The sequence below is a fragment of the Rhodococcus antarcticus genome (genome assembly GCF_026153295.1).
GTDB classification, from domain to species: Bacteria; Actinomycetota; Actinomycetes; order Mycobacteriales; family Mycobacteriaceae; genus Rhodococcus_D; species Rhodococcus_D antarcticus.
Map to the genome: position 1 here is coordinate 947958 of NZ_CP110615.1, position 19094 is coordinate 967051.

Here is a 19094-nt window from a genome sequence, read left to right on the forward strand (position 1 = left end):
CTCGGGGCGCGCCACCCCGGTGAGGACCCCACACCGTGCCTGCCGCCCTGCTGCTCTCCACCGCCGACACCGACCTGCTCGCCGCCCGTGCGGCCGACGCGGGGTGGACGGTGGCCAACCCCTCGCGAACCGGCGTCGAGGACCTGCCTGCCCTGCTCGACGGGGTGGACCTCGTGGTCGTCCGGCTGCTCGGCGGACGCCGCTCCTGGGAGCAGGGGCTCGACGCCGTGCTCGCCAGCGGCAGGCCGGTGGTGTGCCTGGGCGGGGAGTCCGTGCCCGACGCCGAGCTGCAGGCGCTGTCGACCGTGCCGTCGGGGGTCGCCAGCCAGGCCCTGGCCTACCTCGCCGAGGGGGGCGCGGGGAACCTGCGCGAGCTCGCGGCGTTCCTGTCCGACACCGTGCTGCTGACCGGGGAGGGCTTCGAGGCACCCGCACCCATGCCGTCGTTCGGGGTGCGCGGGGTGGTCCCCGGGGGCGCCGGGCCCGTGGTGGGCCTCGTCTACTACCGGGCCCACGAGCTCAGCGGCAACACCGGCTTCGTCGAGACCCTGGCCGAGGCCGTCACCGCCGCCGGGGGGCGTCCGCTGCCGGTGTGGTGCGGTTCCCTGCGCGGGCTGTCGGCCGACGACGCGGCCGGGCTCCGGTCAGCGCTGGCGGAGTGCGACGTGCTCGTCACCACCGTGCTGGCCGCGGGCGGGGCGGTCGCCCAGTCCGCCAGCGCCGGGGGCTCGGAGGACGCCTGGGACGTCGGCGCGCTCGCCGAGCTCGACGTGCCCGTGCTGCAGGGGCTGTGCCTGACCTCCAGCCGTGAGGCCTGGCTGGACTCCAGCGCGGCGCTGACCCCGATGGACGCCGCCATGCAGGTCGCGATCCCCGAGTTCGACGGCCGCCTCATCGGGGTGCCGTTCTCGTTCAAGGAGCTCGGCGCCGACGGGGTGCCGGTGTACGTCGCCGACCCCGAGCGCGCCGCTCGCCTCGCCGGGACCGCGGTGCGCCTGGGGGTGCTGCGGCACACGGCGAACGCGGACAAGAAGCTGGCCATCGTGCTGTCGAGCTACCCCACCAAGCACGCCCGGGTGGGCAACGCCGTCGGCCTGGACACCCCGGCCAGCGCGGTGGTGCTGCTCAAGGCCCTGCGCGACGCCGGCTACGACCTGGGTGGCTTCGACCCGGACATGATCGATGGCGACGCCCTGGTGCACCGCCTGATCGCCTCCGGCGGGCACGACGTGGAGTGGCTGACGAGCGAGCAGATGGCCGCCGCCGAGGTGCGCGTGCCGGTCGCCGACTACCGGGAGTGGTTCGCGGGCATGCCGTCCGGGTTCCGCGCCTCGGTGGAGCAGGCCTGGGGCCAGGCGCCGGGCACCCTCTACGTCGACGGGGACTCGCTGTACGTGGCGGCCCTGCGCTTCGGTCACGTGGTGCTCATCGTCCAGCCGCCGCGGGGCTTCGGCGAGAACCCGGTGGCGATCTACCACGACCCCGAGCTCGCCCCCAGCCACCAGTACCTCGCGGCCTACCTGTGGCTGCGGCGCAGCTTCGGCATCGACGCCGCGATCCACCTGGGCAAGCACGGCACCCTGGAGTGGCTGCCGGGCAAGGGGATCGGGCTCTCGGCGGACTGCGCGCCGGACGCGGTGCTCGGCGACGTGCCGCTGGTCTACCCGTTCATCGTCAACGACCCCGGCGAGGGCACCCAGGCCAAGCGCCGCGCGCACGCCACCGTCGTGGACCACATGATCCCGCCGATGGCGCGGGCGGACAGCTACGGCGAGATGGCCCAGCTGGAGCAGCTGCTCGACGAGTACGCCACCGTCGCGGCGCTCGACCCGGACAAGGTCCCCGTCCTGCGCCAGCAGATCTGGGAGCTCGTCACCGCCGCCCAGCTGCACCGCGACCTGCACCAGGACGAGATCCCCGGTCCGGACGACTTCGACGACTTCGTGCTGCACGTGGACGGTTACCTCTGCGAGGTCAAGGACGTCCAGATCCGCGACGGGCTGCACGTGCTCGGCCGGGCGCCGGAGGGCTCCGAGCTGCACGCCGACGTGCTCGCGATCCTGCGGGCCAAGCAGGTGTTCGGCGGCGTGCACGGGGCGGTGCCGGGGTTGCGCAACGCCCTGTGCGCGCACGTCGGGCTCAGCGAGGACGACCTGCTCGCGGACCCGGGCGTGGTGCTGCAGGTGCCGGCAGCCCTCGGCGGGGGCCGCGAGCGCGCCTCGGTGGTGCTGGACCGGGTGGAGGACACAGCCATGGGGCTGGTGGTCGCCCTGCCCGCGGTGAGCCAGGAGTGGGGCGACGACGTGGCCCGGGTGCTGGTGTTCGCCCGCGACGAGCTGGTGCCGCGGCTGGCCCGGACCACCGACGAGATCACCAACACCCTCCGCGCCCTGGACGGCCGCTTCGTCGAGCCCGGCCCGTCCGGCTCGCCGACCCGGGGCCTGGTCTCGGTGCTGCCGACCGGGCGCAACTTCTACTCCGTGGACCCCAAGGCCATCCCGTCGCGCAACGCGTGGGACGTCGGGGTCGCGCTGGCCGACTCGCTGATCGCCCGGCACGTGGCCGACACCGGGGAGGTCCCGCGCTCGGTGGGCCTGACGGTGTGGGGCACCTCGGCCATGCGCACCCAGGGCGACGACATCGCCGAGGTGCTCGCCCTGCTCGGCTGCCGGCCCACCTGGGACGACGCCAGCCGCCGGGTCACCGGGTTCGAGGTGGTGCCGCTGGCCGAGCTGGGTCGCCCCCGGGTGGACGTCGTCGTCCGCATCTCCGGCTTCTTCCGCGACGCGTTCCCGCACGTCATCACCCTGATGGACGACGCCGTGCGGGCGGTGGCCGAGCTGCCGGAGGACGACGGGGAGAACTTCGTCGCCGCCAGCTACCGGGCCGACCTGGCCGAGCACGGGGACGCCCGCCGCGCCTCCACCCGCATCTACGGCTCCAAGCCCGGCGCGTACGGGGCGGGCCTGCTGCCCCTGATCGACGCACGGAACTGGCGCGACGACGCCGACCTGGCCGAGGTGTACGCCACCTGGGGCGGCTACGCCTACGGCAAGGGCCTCGACGGGGCCCCGGCACGCGGGGACATGGAGCGCAGCTTCGCCCGCATCCAGGTGGCCGCGAAGAACGTGGACACCCGCGAGCACGACATCGTCGACTCCGACGACTACTTCCAGTACCACGGGGGCATGGTGGCGATGGTCCGCCACCTCACCGGCTCCGATCCCGCTGCCTACGTGGGGGACTCGGCCGTGCCGCACGCGGTGAAGACCCGGGCGCTGGGGGAGGAGACCCTGCGGGTGTTCCGCTCGCGGGTGGTGAACCCCAAGTGGGTCACGGCCATGCAGCGTCACGGGTACAAGGGCGCCTTCGAGCTCGCGGCCACGGTGGACTACCTGTTCGGCTACGACGCCACGGCCGGGGTGGTGCAGGACTGGATGTACGAGAAGCTGTCCGAGGCCTACGTGTTCGACCCGCAGGTGCGCTCGTTCATGGAGAAGTCCAACCCGTGGGCGCTGCGGGGGATCTCCGAGCGGCTGCTCGAGGCGGCGGAGCGCGGCATGTGGGCCGAGCCCGACCCCGCCACGATCGCGCAGCTCAAGGCCACCTACCTGCAGCTGGAGGGAGAGCTCGAGGGCGACTGAGCTCCGTGACCACCCGGCGCTGAGGCGGGGACGGTGGCGTCCAGCCACGCGGTGAGCTCGGCGTACGCCGCCGTCAGCGCCGGCTCCTGGGACAGGAAGACGTCGTGCCGGGCCCCGTCGAGCGGCACCACGGACGTCCGCCCGCCGAGGCAGCCGGCCCAGCGCGCGATCTGCCGCACGTCGAGCACGGCGTCAGCGGTGTCCACCTCCGGTGTGTAGTGGGTGGCGAACCGGGTCCGCACCGACCGCAGCACGAGCGACGGGCACCCGACGTCGAGCCCGCGGTGCAGCTGCGCGTGCCCGCGGCGCACCGCCCTCAGCCAGCCCAGCCGCACGGGGAACCCGTTGAGCGGCTTCCACTCCAGGTCGTAGTCCCACTCGCCCTCACGGCTGGCGTGCAGGCTCACCCCGTAGGCGTCGGCCTCGTCCTTGTTGAGCAGACGCATGCCGTCCAGGCGCCCGACGAGGTCGATCCCCAGCGTGCCGACGTGGCGGTAGTAGGGCGGGCCCTGGAGGTCGAACCACGGGCTGTTGAGCACCAGGCCCTGCACCCCGGTCTGGCCACGGTCGCGGCGGCGGTCCAGCCAGAGCGGGGTGATGATCCCGCCGGTGGAGTGTGCGACCACCACCACGCTGGCGTGCTCGGCGCGGATGATCGACAGCGCCCGGTCGAGCTCCTGGTCGTACTGCACGAGATCGGTCGTGTAGTGCGGGGTGTGGCCGGGACGGATCGAGCGGCCGCACTTGCGCAGGTCGAGGGCGAAGAACGCGAGGCCCTGGGCGGCGAGGTGCTCGGCGAGCCCGGTCTGGAAGAAGTAGTCGGTGTAGCCGTGCACGTAGAGGACGGCACCGCGGGTCGACGGCGTCGCGGAGGTGTGCCGGACCAGGGTGGCCACCACGTCGCCCTCGCCGTCGGGGTCGGGCCCCAGCTCGAGGGTGCACTGCTCGTAGCCGTCGCCGAGGATGTCCGGAACCCAGTTGCCCATGGGCGGCGATGGTAGTGCGGTGGCCCGCTCGTCCACCCGGGGTGGGTGCTGCTGTGGTACCCACACGTGGTGAACCCCACCCTGCACCGCGCCTGGGCCGCCGACCTCGACACGGCGATGCTCTACAAGCTGCTCGAGCTGAGGGTGGAGGTGTTCGTCGTCGAGCAGAAGTGCGCCTACCCCGAGCTCGACGGCAAGGACCTGCTCAGCGACACCCGGCACGTCTGGATCGAGCAGGACGGGCAGGTCCTGTGCACCGCCCGGCTGCTCGAGGAGCACGACGGCGGCGAGCGGTTCCGCCTGGGCCGGCTGTGCACGGCGGCGGCGTCCCGCGGCCAGGGCCACACCAAGCGGGTGCTCCAGGCCGCCCTGGCCGAGGTGGGGTCCATGCCGTGCGTGCTCGACGCCCAGGCCTACCTGGTGGACATGTACGCCCAGTACGGCTTCGTCCCCGATGGCGAGGAGCGCGTGGAGGACGGCATCGCGCACGTCCCGCTGCGCCGCGGCTGACCCCGGTTCCGGAACGCCGGTGCGCGCAAACCGCCGGGGCGACGGGTGCGGGCGGTGCGGCCGGGGTCTGACAGGATCAGGGCGCCAGTTCGAGGGGTGGGCAGGGAAGCCGGTGCGACTCCGGCGCGGTCCCGCCACTGTGAGGGTGCCCAGCACCCGAGCCAGAGCACTGCGGCCCCTCGTCGATCACCCCACCACGGGCGCGGACACCCGAGGACAGGACACAGACCATGCAGGGCTTCCCCTTCTCGGCCGTCGTCGGCCAGGACCAGCTGCGGCTCGCGCTGCTGCTCAACGCGGTGCACCCCGGGATCGGCGGGGTGCTGGTGCGCGGGGAGAAGGGCACCGCGAAGTCGACCGTGGTCCGGGCGCTGGCCGCGCTGATGCCGCACGGCCGCCTGGTCGAGCTGCCCATCGGCGCCACCGAGGACCGCGTCGTCGGCTCGCTGGACCTGCAGCGGGTGCTGCGCGACGGTGAGGCCGCCTTCCAGCCCGGCCTGCTGGCCGCGGCGCACGAGGGCGTGCTCTACGTCGACGAGGTCAACCTGCTGCACGACCACCTGGTGGACGTGCTGCTCGACGCCGCCGCCATGGGCCGGGTGCACGTCGAGCGCGACGGCGTCAGCCACAGCCACGACGCCCGGTTCGTCCTCGTCGGCACCATGAACCCCGAGGAGGGCGAGCTCCGCCCCCAGCTGCTCGACCGCTTCGGCCTGGCCGTGGAGGTCGCGGCCTCCCGCGAGGTGGCCGTCCGGGTCGAGGTCGTCCGCCGCCGCCTCGCCTACGAGGACGACGCCGACGCCTTCGCCGCCCGCTACGCCGAGGCCGATGGCGTGCTCGCCCAGCAGATCCTAGACGCCCGCGCCCGGCTGCCGCACGTGGTCCTCACCGAGGGCGAGCTCCGCCGGATCGCTGCCCTGTGCGCGAGCTTCGACGTCGACGGCATGCGCGCGGACCTGGTCCTCGCCCGCACCGCGCTGGCCCACGCCGCCTGGCGGGGTGCCGCCAGCGTGGACGAGACCGACGTCCGGGTGGCCGCCGAGCTCGCCCTGCCGCACCGCCGCCGCCGCGACCCCTTCGACGCCCCGGGCATCGAGCCCGAGCAGCTCGACGAGGCGATGCGCGACGCCGCCGAGCACGCGCAGGAGCGAGAACCCGATCCGGACCCGACCCCGCCCGAGGGTGGCGGCGAGCCCGACCCGACCGACGGCCCCGCGCCGGAGCAGCCCGCCGTCGACGGAGACGCCGTCGAGGGTGACGCTGCCGACGGTGAGCCCGCCGGGGAGGCCGAGGCACCGCCCAGCCCCGAGCAGCCCGCCCCGCAGGAGCGGCCCGCGGGCGAGCCCGGGGCGCAGTTCCGCACCCGGCGCCTCGAGGTCCCTGGTCTGGGTGAGGGTGCCCCCGGACGGCGTTCCCGCTCCCGCTCGGACACCGGCCGCACCGTGCGATCCCAGACCGGGACCGGTCGTGGGCTGCACCTGGTGCACACCGTCCTCGCCGCCGCCCCGCACCAGGGCTCTCGCGGCCGCACCGACGGGCCGCTGCGGCTGGACGCGACCGATCTCCGCCGGCCCGTCCGCGAGGGCCGTGAGGGCAACCTCGTGCTCTTCGTGGTCGACGCCTCGGGCTCGATGGCCTCCCGCGACCGGCTCACCGCCGTGACCGGGGCGGCGATGAGCCTGCTGCGCGATGCCTACCAGCGCCGGGACAAGGTCGGGGTCATCAGCCTGCGCGGCTCGACGGCAGAGCTCGTGCTCCCGCCCACCGGTTCGGTGGACACCGCCGCCACCCGCCTGCGCCGCATGACCACCGGGGGGCGCACCCCGCTGGCGGCCGGGCTGCTCGAGGCGCGGCGCGTCCTGGCCAGCGAGGCCGTCCGCGACCCCCAGCGGCGCCCGCTGCTCGTGGTGCTCACCGACGGCCGCGCCACCGGCGGAACCGACCCGGTGCCCCGTGCGCAGGCCGCCGCGGGGCTGCTGCGGGCCCGGGGCACGGCTGCCGTCGTCATCGACTGCGAGTCCGGGGTGGTCCGCCTCGGACTCGCCGCCGAGCTCGCCACCAGCCTGGGCGCCGCGTGCGTGCGCCTGGACGAGCTGTCCGCCGAGCAGGTCGGCGGCGTCGTCCGCGCCGCCGCAGCGTAAGGAGTCCACCCGTGCCCCAGGGAGTTCCGACCAGCGTTCCCGACGACGGTCTCACCACCCGTCAGCGACGCAACGCCCCGCTGCTCGTCGTGCACACCGGGGAGATGAAGGGGAAGTCCACCGCCGCCTTCGGCCTCGCCCTGCGCGCCTGGAACCAGGGCTTTCCCATCGGGGTGTTCCAGTTCGTCAAGAGCGCCAAGTGGAAGGTCGGCGAGGAGGCCGCGTTCCGCGCGCTCGACCAGGTGCACACCGACACCGGCCAGGGCGCGCCGGTCGAGTGGCACAAGATGGGCGAGGGCTGGAGCTGGACCCGCAAGCAGGGCACCGAGGAGGACCACGCCGGGGCCGCGCGCGAGGGCTGGGCCGAGATCGCCCGACGGCTGCGCAGCGAGGCCCACGGCTTCTACGTGCTGGACGAGTTCACCTACCCGCTGCACTGGGGCTGGGTGGACGTCGACGAGGTGGTCTCCGCGCTGCGCGAGCGCCCCGGGCACCAGCACGTCGTCATCACCGGCCGCAACGCCCCCGCCGCCCTGGTCGAGGCCGCGGACCTGGTGGTCGAGATGACCAAGGTCAAGCACCCGATGGACGCCGGCCGCAAGGGCCAGCGCGGCATCGAGTGGTGAGCGTTCCCGCCGTGGTCATCGCCGCTCCCGCCTCGGGCAGCGGCAAGACCACGGTCGCCACCGGGCTCCTGGGGGCCCTGCGGGCCGCGGGTCGCACCCCGGCCCCGTTCAAGGTCGGCCCCGACTACGTGGACCCCGGCTACCACGCGCTGGCCGCCGGGCGCCCGGGCCGCAACCTCGACCCGGTCATGGTCGGCGAGGACCTCGTCGGCCCGCTCTACGCCCACGGTGGCGCCGGCTGCGACGTCGCGGTCGTCGAGGGCGTGATGGGCCTGTTCGACGGGCGAACCGGAACCCAGGGCTTCGGCTCCACCGCGCACGTCGCCGAGCTGCTCGGTGCCCCGGTGGTCCTCGTGGTCGACGCCCGAGGGCAGGCCGGCAGCCTCGCTGCGCTGCTGCACGGGTTCGCCACCTACCGCCCCGGCACCCGGCTGGCCGGGGTGGTGCTGAACCGGGTGGGCTCGCCGCGCCACGAGCAGGTGCTCCGAGCGGCCTGCGAGGAGGTGGGGCTGGCCGTGCTGGGGGTGCTGCCGCGTCACGACGGGCTCGCCGTGCCCAGCCGCCACCTGGGCCTCGTCACCGCCGTGGAGCACGGGGCGGCCGCCGTGGACGCCGTGGCCGCGATGACCGCGCTGGTGCGCGGGCACGTGGACGTCGAGGCCGTGCTGGCCCTGGCCGCCAGCTCCGTCACCGCCGCGCCCTGGGCCCCGGAGGTCGCCGTGACCCCCGGACGGCCCGTGGTCGCGGTGGCCGGGGGAGCGGCGTTCACCTTCGGCTACGCCGAGCACGTCGAGCTGCTGGCCGCCGCCGGGGCGGACGTCGTCACGGTGGACCCGTCCCGCGACGAGGTGCTGCCCGAGGGCACCCACGGGCTCGTCCTGCCCGGTGGCTTCCCCGAGGAGCACGCCGCCACCCTGGCCGCGAACACCAGGCTGCTCGAGCAGGTCCGGGCTCTCGCCCTGCACGCACCGGTGCACGCGGAGTGCGGCGGCCTGCTGTACCTGGCCCGCGAGCTCGAGGGCCACCGGCTGGCCGGGGTGCTGGACGCCACGGCCACGTTCGGCCCCCGCCTGGCGCTGGGCTACCGCGACGCCGTCGCGCTGGGGGACTCGGTGCTGCACCCCGCCGGCGCGCGCGTCACCGGCCACGAGTTCCACCGCACCGTGCTCACCCCCGGCGCCGGCGCCACCCCAGCCTGGGCGTGGACCGGGACCACCGAGGGGTTCGTGCAGGACCAGGTGCACGCCTCGTACCTGCACACCCACCCGGCGGCCGCACCGGGTTCGGTCGCCCGGTTCGTGGCAGCGTGTGCGGCATGAGCGAGCTGTGGGGTGTCGGAGTGGGCCCGGGTGACCCGGAGCTGGTCACTCTCAAGGCGCTGCGGGTGCTGCGCGAGGTCGACGTCGTCTTCGTGCCCGTGATGACCGCCGGGGAGCGCGGCCGGGCCGAGGCGATCATCGAGGCGCACCTGCCCGAGGTGGTGCTGCACCGGCTCGTGTTCGCCCTGAACGACGAGGTCACCGGGCCGCAGGAGCGGCGACGCCAGCACTGGGACGCCGCCGCGGCCACCGTGGCCGAGCACCTGCGGACCCACGGGGGCAGTGGTGCTCCCGGAGCCCGCTCCACGTACTCGGCCGCCTTCGCCACCATCGGCGACCCGGCCGTCTACTCGACCTTCGGCTACCTGGCCCAGGGGGTCCGGGACGCCCTGCCCGACGTCGTGGTCCGCACCGTCCCCGGGATCACGGCGATGCAGGCGGCGGCGTCGGCGGCCGGAGTGGTGCTGGTGGAGGGCACCGAGCCGCTGACCCTGCTGCCGCTGAGCCGCGAGCTCGACGTCCTCACCGACGCGCTGACCCGGCCGGGCGCGGTGGTCGCCTACAAGGGCGGCCGCCGCCTCGCCCAGGTGCGCGAGGCGCTCGGGGAGCACGTCTCCCGCGCCGTCCTCGCCGAGCACCTCGGTACCCCCGACGAGCGGGTCCGCCCGCTGGCCGAGGTCACCGAGGACACCGTCCCGTACCTGTCCACCATCGTCATCACGCCGCCGCGCGGCGGAGCAGGAGACCAGCTGTGAGCGCACACGTGTCCTTCGTCGGAGCCGGACCCGGCGCCGCCGACCTCATCACCCTCCGCGGTGCTCGGCGGATCGCCGAGGCCGACGTCATCATCTGGGCCGCGAGCCTCGTGATGGAGGAGTGCGTGACGGAGCACCAGCGGGCCGACGCGGAGGTGCTCGACTCCTCGCAGCTGACCCACGAGGACGTCACGGCGGTCTACGAGCGGGCCGCCGCCGACGGGCTGCGGGTGGCCCGGGTGCACTCCGGGGACCCGTCGCTGTGGGGCGCGGTGCAGGAGCAGTACGACCGCTGCGTGGACCTCGGCATCGAGGTGGAGATCATCCCCGGGGTGTCCGCGTTCTCCGCCGTGGCGGCGGCGGCGGGCCGGGAGATCACCGTGCCCGAGGTGGCCCAGAGCCTGGTTCTCACCCGGCTCGAGGGCGGCAAGACCCCCATGCCGGAGCGGGAGAAGGTGCGTGAGTTCGCCCGGCACGGCACCACCATGGCGCTGTTCCTCTCCGCGGCGCGCACCGGTCAGCTCGTCGAGGAGCTGGTCGCGGGCGGCTACCCGGCGGAGACCCCCGTCATCGTCGGCTACCGCACCTCCTGGCCCGACGAGGACCTGCTCTGGAGCACGCTCGAGGCGCTGGAGGCCGACGTCAAGGAGCGCAAGTGGTGGCGGCACACCCTGTTCCTCGTGGGCCCGGGCCTCACCGCCGGCGGCACCCGCAGCCACCTGTACCACCCGGGTCACTTCCACACCTTCCGCAAGCCCGACCGTGCGGCCCGCAAGGCCCTCAAGGAGCACGGCGCCAGTGGCGTCCAGGAGCACGGCACCGCCGGTGCCCAGGAGCTCGGCGCCGGTGGCGTCCAGGGCGCGAGCTGAGGTGACCGGGACCGGGCCCCTGCGCGAGCCGGACATGCCCCGCACCATGAAGGTGCGGCCGAAGGCCCTGCGCACGGGGTTCACCACGGGCGCCTGCTCCGCGGCCGCGGCGAAGGCGGCGGCCCTGCTCCTGCGTGACGGCACGGCGCCCACCTCGGTCGAGATCGGCTTCCCCTCGGGCAACCGACACACCTTCGACGTGCTCTCGGCCGAGCGCCTCGACGACACCGCGACGGCCGTGGTGGTCAAGGACGCCGGTGACGACCCGGACGTCACCCACGGCGCGCACCTCACGGTGACGGTGCGTCGGTGCGAGGACGTCGTGTTCCGGGCGGGGGTCGGGGTCGGCACGGTGACCAAGGCCGGCCTGGGCCTGGAGGTCGGCGGCCCGGCCATCAACCCGGTCCCGCGCCGGATGATCACCGAGGCCGTGCGGGAGGTGCTGGGGGAGAACGGGTTCGAGGTGACCATCAGCGTGCCCACCGGCGAGGTGATGGCCCGCAAGACGACCAACCGGCGCCTGGGGGTCGAGGGCGGCATCTCCATCCTCGGCACCACGGGCATCGTGCGGCCGTTCTCCACCGCGTCCTGGCGCGCCAGCGTGGAGCAGGCCGTGGCCGTGATGGCGGCCCAGCAGGTGCCCACCCTGGTGCTGGCCACCGGGGGTCGCACCGAGCGCGCGGCGGTGCGGCTGCTGCCCGAGCTGCCACCCGTCGCGTTCGTCGAGGTCGGCGACTTCACCGGGGCTGCCCTGCGCCGGGCCGTCGAGCACGGCCTGACCGACGTGGTGTTCGTCGGCATGGTCGGCAAGCTCACGAAGCTCGCCAGCGGCGTCCTGATGACCCACTACACGCGGTCCAAGGTGGACACCGAGCTGCTCGGCCGGATCAGCACCGACCACGGCATCGGCACGGACCAGGCCGCCGAGGTCGTGGCCGCGACCACCGCGCGCCGGGCCTACGAGGTCTGGGAGGGTGCGGGGCTGCTGCGAGCGTGCGGCGACGACCTGTGCGCCCGGGTGGCCGACGTGCTGCGTCGCTTCAGCGCCGAGGCGTGCGTCGAGACGGGGCTGCCGGCCGGGCGCGAGCTGCGCACCCGGGTGGCGATGGTCGACTTCACGGCGGAGCACGTGGTCTCCGCCACCGAGGCGGGGTGGGTGAGCGCGTGAGCGTGACGGTGCTGGGTGTCGACGGGACCACCCGTCCGTCCGCGGCGTCCGCCCGGGCGCTCTCGCGGGCCACCCTGGCCGTGGGGGCCGCCCGCCACCTCGAGTCCGTCGTGCTGCCGACGGGGTGCCGGCGCCTCGAGCTGGGCCCGCTGGCACCCGCGCTCGCCGAGCTCCGGGCGCACGACGGTCACGCGGTGGTGCTGGCCTCCGGTGACCCGGGCTTCTTCGGCATCCTCCGGGCGCTGCGGGCCAGCGGGATCCGTCCCGCCGTGGTTCCCGCGCTGTCCAGCGTGCAGCGGGCCTTCGCCGCCATCGGCCGCTCGTGGGACGACGCGGTGGTGGTCAGCGCGCACGGCCGCGAGCTCGGCCCGGCCCTGAACCTGTGCCGCGCCCGCTCCACCGTGGCCGTGCTCACCGCCCCGGGCGCCGGTCCGGCCGAGATCGGGGCCGGGCTGGCGGGCTGGCGCCGGACCCTGGTGGTCGCGGAGGACCTCGGCGGCCGGGACGAGAGCATCAGCACCGTCACCCCGGACGAGGCGAGCCTGCGCACCTGGCGCGAGCCGAACGTCGTGCTGTGCCTGCGCGACACCGAGTCCGTGGCGCCGCGGGGCTGGCTCGCCGGTGGGGAGCCGTGGCCGCCGGCCGACGGGTGGGCCCTGGCCGAGTCGGAGTTCCACCACCGCGACGGCATGATCACCAAGTCGGAGGTGCGGGCGGTGGTGCTCGCGCACCTCGCCCCGCGGCCCGGCCGGCTGGTGTGGGACCTCGGAGCCGGATCAGGATCGGTCGGCGTGGAGTGCGCCAGGATGGGAGCAGCCGTGGTGGCCGTCGAGCGCGATCCCGCGCAGTGCGTGCGGGTGGTGGCCAACGCCGGGGCGCACGGCGTCGACGTGCGGGTCGAGGAGGGTGCGGTGGCCGACGTGGTGCCGCACCTGCCCGACCCGGACTGCGTGTTCGTCGGTGGTGGGGGTGCGGCCGCCGTCGAGCTGGCCGCTGCCTCCACCGCGCGGCGCGTCGTCGTGGCCCTGGCTGCGCTCGACCGGGTTGCTGAGGCACGGGACGTGCTGGTGCGCAGCGGGTTCGCCGTGGACGGCGTGCAGCTCTCGGCCGCCCGGACGGTCGAGCTCCCCGGGGGCGGGCTGCGCCTGGCCGCCACCAACCCCGTGCTCGTGCTGGCTGGTGTCCGGTGATCGGGCTGTTCGCGGTGACGGCCGCGGGCCGGGCCGGGGCCGCCGAGCTCGCCCGGGCGCTGGGCCCGGACGCCGTGGTGGTCGACGGCCCGCTGCGCCCCGGGCTGGAGCGGCTCTGGCCCGAGCTGGACGCGGCCGTGCTCTTCCTGGCCACCGGCGCCACCGTGCGGCTCATCGCCCCGCTGCTGGTGGACAAGCACGTCGACCCCGGCGTGGTGTGCGTGGACGAGGCGCACCGCTTCGCCATCGCGCTGGCGGGCGGTCACGACCGCGCTGGACGAGCAGGTGGGGCCAACGCCCTGGCCGAGCAGGTGGCGCAGGTGCTGGGCGCGACGGCCGTGGTCAGCACGGCCTCGGACGCCGCCGGGTCCACCCCGCTCGACGAGCTCGTGGCGCTGCTGGACGCCGCCGTGGACGGCGACCTGGCTGCGGCCGGGGTGGCCCTGCTCGACGGCGAGCCCGTGCTGCTGGTCAACCCGCTGGGGTTCCCGCTGCCCGCGCTGCCGCCGAACGTCAGCCTCGACGTGGGTGAGCCGGGGTGGCGCATCGTCATCGACGACCGGCTGCCCGCGGTGCCCGACGACGAGCGGACCCTGCGCCTGGTGCCGCTGACGCTCAGCGTGGGGATCGGCTCCGTGCGCGGCGTGTCCGCCGACGCGGTGGCCGCCGTGCTGGACGAGCTCGCCGGCGCGGGGCTGGACCCGCGGGCGGTGCGCGGCTACGCCAGCATCGACCTCAAGGGGGATGAGCAGGGCATCCTCGACGCCGTCGCCCAGCACGGCTTCTTCCACGGCAGCGACCCCGCGGTGGCGCCCGCGCTGCAGACGTACACCGCCGAACAGCTTCGCGCGGTGGTGGTGCCCAACCCCAGCCCGGTCGTCGAGGCCGAGGTGGGGACGCCGAGCGTGTCCGAGGCATCCGCCCTGCTGGCCGCGGCCGAGCACGGCCGGGCCGAGCTGGTGCTGGCCAAGGTCAAGGGGGCGGGTACGAGTGCGGGCGCGACGGTCGCCGTCGCCCGCTCCCGCCCACGGGGCCGCCTCGCCGTGGTTGGGCTGGGGCCGGGGGCGGCGGACCTGCGCACCCCCCGGGCGGAGGCCGAGCTGCGCCGGGCGTCGGTGGTGGTGGGCCTGGACCAGTACGTGGACCAGGTGCGGCACCTGCTGCGTGCGGGCACCGAGATCGCCGAGACCGGGCTGGGCCAGGAGTCCGAGCGGGCCGCCGCGGCCGTGGAGCTGGCGCGGGCCGGTCGGGCGGTGGCGCTCATCGGGTCCGGGGACGCCGGGGTGTACGCCATGGCCAGCCCCGCGCTGGAGCAGGCCGGCGACGACATCGAGGTGGTCGGCGTGCCCGGGGTCACCGCGGCGCTGGCCGCCTCGGCCGTGCTCGGCGCGCCCCTGGGCCACGACCACGTGTTCATCAGCCTGAGCGACCTGCACACGCCGTGGCCGGCGATCCTGCGCCGGGTGCGGGCCGCGGCCGAGGGCGACTTCGTCGTCTGCTTCTACAACCCGCGCTCGCGCGAGCGGGACTGGCAGCTGGGCGCGGCCCTGGACGTGCTGCGCGAGCACCGTCCGCCCGGCACGCCGGTAGGCGCGGTGCGCCAGATCAGCCGGGACGGCGAGCGGGCCTGGACGGCGCCGATCGGGGAGTTCGACCCGGCCACCGTGGACATGCTGACCACCGTGGTCGTCGGCTCGTCGACCACGACGATGGTGGGCGGCCGGATGGTCACCCCGCGCGGCTACGCCTGGATGCCGGGCTGAGACGTGCTCTCCGAGCTGGTCGTCACCGACGTCTCCGACGAGTGCACCGCGTGCGGTGCGTGCCTGCTGACCTGCCCCGAGCACGCCCTGCGCCCCGCACCCGGGCGGCCGCTGGTGCTCGCCGACGCGTGCACCGGGTGCGGGGAGTGCGTGGAGATCTGTCCGCGTGACGCCCTCACCGTGGGTGCCCGGCTAGCGCCCTGAGGGCGGTTCGCCCGACCTGCATCACGTTGGGTGACGATGATCGTGACGCAGGGTGCACACGGGGCAGCACCGATGCGCGATCGTGACCATCGCTAAACAGGAGCAGCACCTGGGCACTTCTAAGGTGTCTCTCAGCCAGGCCGACACAGCCGGGCGCGTTCGACGTCGTCGGCACACGACCGGTGCTCGGCCGTAGCGAACCACTCGAGAGGAACAACAGGCATGCGGAGACGGCTCACAGCATCGTTGGCGCTCCCGGTCGCGGCAGCCCTGCTGCTGTCCGGTTGCAGCAACAGCAACAGCAGCAGTGGGGGCGGCGGTAACGCTGCGCCCAGCGTGGCCGACGGATCGGTGTCCATCTTCGGCAGCCAGCCCGAGAACGGGCTCGTCCCGGCCAACACGAACGAGCAGGGCGGCGCGAAGATCATCGACAACATCTTCACCGGGCTGGTGACGCTGAACAGCGACACGTCCGAGTCGGAGATGGCCAACGCCGAGTCGATCACGACGACCGACGCCCAGAACTACGACATCAAGCTGAAGCCCGGCTGGAAGTTCACCGACGGCACCGCCATCACGGCCAAGAGCTACGTCGACGCGTGGAACTGGGGTGCCTACGCCCCCAACGGAGCGTTGAACGGCCCCTTCTTCGCCGAGGTCGAGGGCTACAGCGACCTCAACCCGCCCGCGGCGACCAAGGGCGGCACCCCGCCGACCCCGACGGTCAAGGAGATGAGCGGGGTCAAGGTCGTCAGCGACACCGAGTTCACCGTCAAGCTCACCCAGCCGTACAGCCCGTGGATGCAGAAGCTCGCTTACCACGTGTTCGACCCGATGCCGGCGTCCTTCTACGCCGACCCGAAGGCTTTCGGCCGCAACCCGGTCGGCGACGGACCGTTCAAGTTCGTCTCCTGGCAGGACAACGCCTCCATCGTCCTGACCCGCAACGACGACTACTCCGGTGCCGCCAAGCCGACCATCAAGGACGTCACGGTCAAGCTGTACCAGAACTCGGACGCCGCCTACGCGGACCTGCAGACCGGCAACCTGGACTTCATGGACACGCTGCCCACCTCGGCGCTCGCCGGTGACAAGTACAAGGCGGACCTGTCCGGCCGCGACCTGTCCAAGCCGGCGCCCATCGTCGACACGATCACCGTGCCGCTCTACGACCCGGCCTACCAGAGCGCCGACCTGCGCCACGCGATCTCGATGGCCGTCGACCGCGACTCGATCACCAAGGTGATCTTCAGCGGCGCGCGTGCCCCCTCGACCGCGTACTCCTCCCCGGTGGTTGCGGGCTACAAGGCCGGCACCTGTGGCGAGTTCTGCACCTACGACCCGGCGAAGGCCAAGGCGCTGTTCGACAAGGCGGGTGGCTTCAAGGGCACCCTGACGCTGAGCTACAACGCTGACGGTGACCACAAGGCCTGGACCGAGGCGGCTTGCAACAACATCTCGCAGGCCCTCGGTGTGCCCTGCACGGCGACCCCGGTGCCGACCTTCGCGGACTTCCGCAAGGGCATCAACCAGAAGGCCGAGACCGGCATGTTCCGCTCCGGCTGGGCGTACGACTTCCCGAACCTGGAGAACGGTCTCTCTCCGCTGTACTCCACCGGCGCCTCGTCGAACGACTCGGGCTACTCCAACCCGGCCTTCGACAAGGCGCTCCTCGACGCCGCGGCGAAGACCGACCCCGCCGCGGCCAACGCCGGCTTCGTCGACGCCGAGAAGCTGCTGGTCCAGGACATGCCGGCCATCCCGCTGTGGAGCCGGACGTTGATCTCCGGCTACTCCGAGAAGGTCGGCAACGCCAAGGTCACGGCACAGGGCGAGCTCGACCTCCTCCAGGTCACCACGAGCAGCTGAGCGCGACCGCGGGCCGGACTCCCCTCTGGGTGGCCGGCCCGCGGCACGTCCGGGTGCGCGACCTGCAACCCGGACGACCTACCCGGCTACGTGCGCCCTGACCGGGTGCGCCCTTCTCCCAGGAGGTCTCGTGGGCCGCTACGTCGTGCGCCGCCTGCTCCAGATGATCCCGGCGTTCCTCGGTACCACCCTGCTCATCTACGTCCTCGTCTTCGCGGTGCCGGGCGACCCGCTGGCCGGCAAGTGCGGCGACCGCCCGTGTCCACCGGCCTTCGTCGCCAAGTTCACCGCGGAGTACAACCTCAACGACAACGTGCTCGTGCAGTACGTCAAGTACATCGGCAACCTGCTGCAGGGCAACTTCGGCGTGAACTTCTCCGGGCGCTCGGTGAGCGACATCATCCTCGGCTCGTACCCGGTGACGGTGAAGCTCGCGCTCGTCGCCCTGACCTTCGAGATCGTCTTCGGTCTCACCGCCGGGGTGCTGACCGGGCTCGGGCGGAAGGGCTTCGTCGACAACCTGGTCCTCGTGGGCACGCTGGTGCTCATCGCCCTGCCGGTCTTCGTCACCGCCTACCTGCTGCAGCTCTACCTGGGCATCAAGTGGGGGATCTTCAGCGCGACGGTGTCGACGAAGGCGCCGCTGCAGGAGCTGATCATGCCGGGATTCGTGCTGGCGAGCCTCTCCCTCGCCTACGCCACGCGCATCACCCGGACCTCGATCGTGGAGAACTCCCGTGCCGACTACGTGCGCACCGCGAAGGCCAAGGGCCTGCCCCAGCGGCGCATCGTCGGGGTGCACCTGCTGCGCAACTCGCTGATCCCCGTCGTGACGTTCTTCGGCACCGACCTCGGCGCCCTGATGGCCGGGGCGATCGTCACGGAGGGCATCTTCAACATCAACGGGATCGGCCGGGAGACCTACCGCGCCATCGTCACCAAGGACGGGGCTACGGTCACCGGCATCGTCGTGGTGCTGGTGCTCGTGTACCTCGTTGCCAACCTTCTCGTGGACCTGCTCTACGCGGTCCTGGACCCGAGGATCCGATATGAGTGAGACCTCCGCCCCGCCGACCCGCCCGGGCTCGGCGGACTCGTCAGCCACCGGAGCCGGGGCCCCGGGCGTGATCGGCACCGACCCGGCGGGCGAGCCCGGGGGAAGCGCGGTCGCCAGCGCGACCCAGGAGCGCGTCGGCGGGCTGTGGTCCGACGCGTGGAAGGACCTCCGACGCAACCCGCTGTTCCTGGTGGCCGGGTTCATCATCGTGGTGATGCTGCTCATCGCGGCGTTCCCCGGGCTGTTCACGTCGGTGGACCCCGCCGCCGGCGACCTCAGCCGCAGCAACCAACCTCCGTCCGCGCAGGCGATCTTCGGCTACGACCTGCAGGGTTACGACGTCTACTCGCGCACGCTCCACGGCGCCCGGTACTCGATCATCGTGGGCGTGCTCTCCACCCTCGGGACCACGCTGGTCGGCATGACCGTGGGCATGCTGGCGGCCTACTACGGGCGGTGGATCGACACCCTGCTCTCCCGGATCAGCGACGTCTTCCTCGGCATCCCGTTCCTGCTCGGCGCCATCGTCATCCTCACCACCTTCAACCAGTTCAGCAGCCCCGTCGCGATCGTCGGCGTCGTGGTGGCTGCGCTGGTGGCGCTCGGTTGGCCGGTTCCCGCGCGGGTCATGCGCTCCGCGGTCATCCAGACCAAGCAGAACGACTACGTGGCCGCCGCCCGCTCGATGGGCGCGAGCACGGGACGCATCATCTTCAAGCACCTGCTCCCCAACGCGCTGGCGGCCTCGCTGGTCTACGCGACCATCTCCCTGGGGGCGTTCATCGGTGCGGAAGCCACTCTTTCCTTCCTCGGCATCGGCCTGCGCTCCCCGGTCATCTCCTGGGGCTCGATGATCTCCGACGCGTCCAGCCGACTGCGTGACGCGCCGCACGCCCTGCTCTTCCCGGCCGGGTTCCTGGTCCTCACCGTCCTCGCCTTCGTGCTGCTCGGGGATGCTGTGCGCCAGGCGCTGGACCCCAAGCTCCGATAGGA

Annotated in this window: 15 protein-coding genes and 1 riboswitch; of the genes, 14 read left to right on the forward strand and 1 reads right to left on the reverse strand. The window is 73.7% G+C overall.

The window, feature by feature from the left end; all coding sequences use genetic code 11:
• The first annotated feature begins 35 nt into the window (after window positions 1–35).
• Window positions 36–3644, forward strand: coding sequence for a cobaltochelatase subunit CobN (cobN, locus tag RHODO2019_RS04690; protein WP_265383853.1), 3609 nt, complete (start codon window positions 36–38; stop codon window positions 3642–3644).
• Here the strand turns inward: cobN and RHODO2019_RS04695 are convergent.
• Window positions 3608–4630 carry an alpha/beta hydrolase gene (locus tag RHODO2019_RS04695; protein WP_265383854.1) on the reverse strand — a complete coding sequence of 341 codons (1023 nt, stop codon included), beginning with the start codon at window positions 4628–4630 and terminating at the stop codon, window positions 3608–3610. The genes cobN and RHODO2019_RS04695 overlap by 37 nt on opposite strands.
• Before the next feature lie 117 nt (window positions 4631–4747).
• Here RHODO2019_RS04695 and RHODO2019_RS04700 point away from each other — a divergent pair, with 117 nt between their 5' ends.
• The 13 genes from RHODO2019_RS04700 to RHODO2019_RS04760 all read left to right on the forward strand — a co-directional run bounded on the left by RHODO2019_RS04700 (window position 4748) and on the right by RHODO2019_RS04760 (window position 19092).
• On the forward strand, window positions 4748–5140 hold the full coding sequence (locus tag RHODO2019_RS04700) for a GNAT family N-acetyltransferase (protein ID WP_265384623.1): 393 nt from the start codon (window positions 4748–4750) through the stop codon (window positions 5138–5140).
• A gap of 68 nt (window positions 5141–5208) precedes the next feature.
• Window positions 5209–5331: riboswitch (cobalamin riboswitch) on the forward strand.
• Window positions 5332–5370: 39 nt separating this feature from the next.
• Window positions 5371–7281: a magnesium chelatase subunit D family protein gene (locus RHODO2019_RS04705; RefSeq protein WP_265383855.1), complete on the forward strand. Its 1911-nt coding sequence runs from the start codon at window positions 5371–5373 to the stop codon at window positions 7279–7281.
• Between the two features lie 11 nt (window positions 7282–7292).
• Complete coding sequence (gene cobO / locus RHODO2019_RS04710) at window positions 7293–7907, forward strand: cob(I)yrinic acid a,c-diamide adenosyltransferase (protein WP_265383856.1); 615 nt, start codon at window positions 7293–7295, stop codon at window positions 7905–7907.
• On the forward strand, window positions 7904–9226 hold the full coding sequence (locus RHODO2019_RS04715) for a cobyrinic acid a,c-diamide synthase CobB (protein ID WP_435532176.1): 1323 nt from the start codon (window positions 7904–7906) through the stop codon (window positions 9224–9226). The genes cobO and RHODO2019_RS04715 overlap by 4 nt, the downstream gene beginning before the upstream one ends.
• On the forward strand, window positions 9223–9981 hold the full coding sequence (gene cobI, locus RHODO2019_RS04720) for a precorrin-2 C(20)-methyltransferase (RefSeq protein WP_265383858.1): 759 nt from the start codon (window positions 9223–9225) through the stop codon (window positions 9979–9981). Before RHODO2019_RS04715 ends, cobI begins: the two co-directional genes overlap by 4 nt.
• Window positions 9978–10850 (forward strand): precorrin-4 C(11)-methyltransferase, encoded by an 873-nt coding sequence (cobM, locus tag RHODO2019_RS04725; protein WP_265383859.1) that lies wholly within the window; start codon window positions 9978–9980, stop codon window positions 10848–10850. The genes cobI and cobM overlap by 4 nt, the downstream gene beginning before the upstream one ends.
• Window position 10851: 1 nt before the next feature.
• Window positions 10852–12018 (forward strand): cobalt-precorrin-5B (C(1))-methyltransferase, encoded by a 1167-nt coding sequence (locus RHODO2019_RS04730; RefSeq protein ID WP_265383860.1) that lies wholly within the window; start codon window positions 10852–10854, stop codon window positions 12016–12018.
• A complete protein-coding gene (gene cbiE / locus RHODO2019_RS04735) occupies window positions 12015–13208 on the forward strand; it encodes a precorrin-6y C5,15-methyltransferase (decarboxylating) subunit CbiE (RefSeq protein WP_265383861.1) in 1194 nt (397 codons plus the stop codon). Before RHODO2019_RS04730 ends, cbiE begins: the two co-directional genes overlap by 4 nt.
• Window positions 13205–14971 (forward strand): precorrin-3B C(17)-methyltransferase, encoded by a 1767-nt coding sequence (gene cobJ, locus RHODO2019_RS04740; RefSeq protein WP_265383862.1) that lies wholly within the window; start codon window positions 13205–13207, stop codon window positions 14969–14971. The genes cbiE and cobJ overlap by 4 nt, the downstream gene beginning before the upstream one ends.
• Window positions 14972–14974: 3 nt before the next feature.
• Window positions 14975–15175, forward strand: a complete 201-nt coding sequence (locus RHODO2019_RS04745; RefSeq protein ID WP_265383863.1) for an ATP-binding protein — start codon at window positions 14975–14977, stop codon at window positions 15173–15175.
• Between the two features lie 222 nt (window positions 15176–15397).
• Entirely contained in the window at window positions 15398–17044 is a 1647-nt protein-coding gene (locus RHODO2019_RS04750) for a peptide ABC transporter substrate-binding protein (protein WP_265383864.1), read from the forward strand.
• A gap of 130 nt (window positions 17045–17174) precedes the next feature.
• Window positions 17175–18101, forward strand: coding sequence for an ABC transporter permease (locus RHODO2019_RS04755; RefSeq protein WP_265383865.1), 927 nt, complete (start codon window positions 17175–17177; stop codon window positions 18099–18101).
• The gene (locus RHODO2019_RS04760; protein WP_265383866.1) at window positions 18094–19092 is read left to right on the forward strand and encodes an ABC transporter permease; all 999 of its coding nucleotides are present in this window, start codon (window positions 18094–18096) and stop codon (window positions 19090–19092) included. Before RHODO2019_RS04755 ends, RHODO2019_RS04760 begins: the two co-directional genes overlap by 8 nt.
• Window positions 19093–19094: the final 2 nt, after the last annotated feature.

Bases quoted from the DNA above. Each gene is read 5' to 3' on its own strand.
- RHODO2019_RS04695 (WP_265383854.1), bottom strand. From the start codon at position 4,630: ATGGGCAACTGGGTTCCGGACATCCTCGGCGACGGCTACGAGCAGTGC.
- RHODO2019_RS04700 (WP_265384623.1), top strand. From the start codon at position 4,748: ATGCTCTACAAGCTGCTCGAGCTGAGGGTGGAGGTGTTCGTCGTCGAG.
- RHODO2019_RS04705 (WP_265383855.1), top strand. From the start codon at position 5,371: ATGCAGGGCTTCCCCTTCTCGGCCGTCGTCGGCCAGGACCAGCTGCGG.
- cobI (WP_265383858.1), top strand. From the start codon at position 9,223: ATGAGCGAGCTGTGGGGTGTCGGAGTGGGCCCGGGTGACCCGGAGCTG.
- RHODO2019_RS04750 (WP_265383864.1), top strand. From the start codon at position 15,398: ATGCGGAGACGGCTCACAGCATCGTTGGCGCTCCCGGTCGCGGCAGCC.
- RHODO2019_RS04760 (WP_265383866.1), top strand. From the start codon at position 18,094: ATGAGTGAGACCTCCGCCCCGCCGACCCGCCCGGGCTCGGCGGACTCG.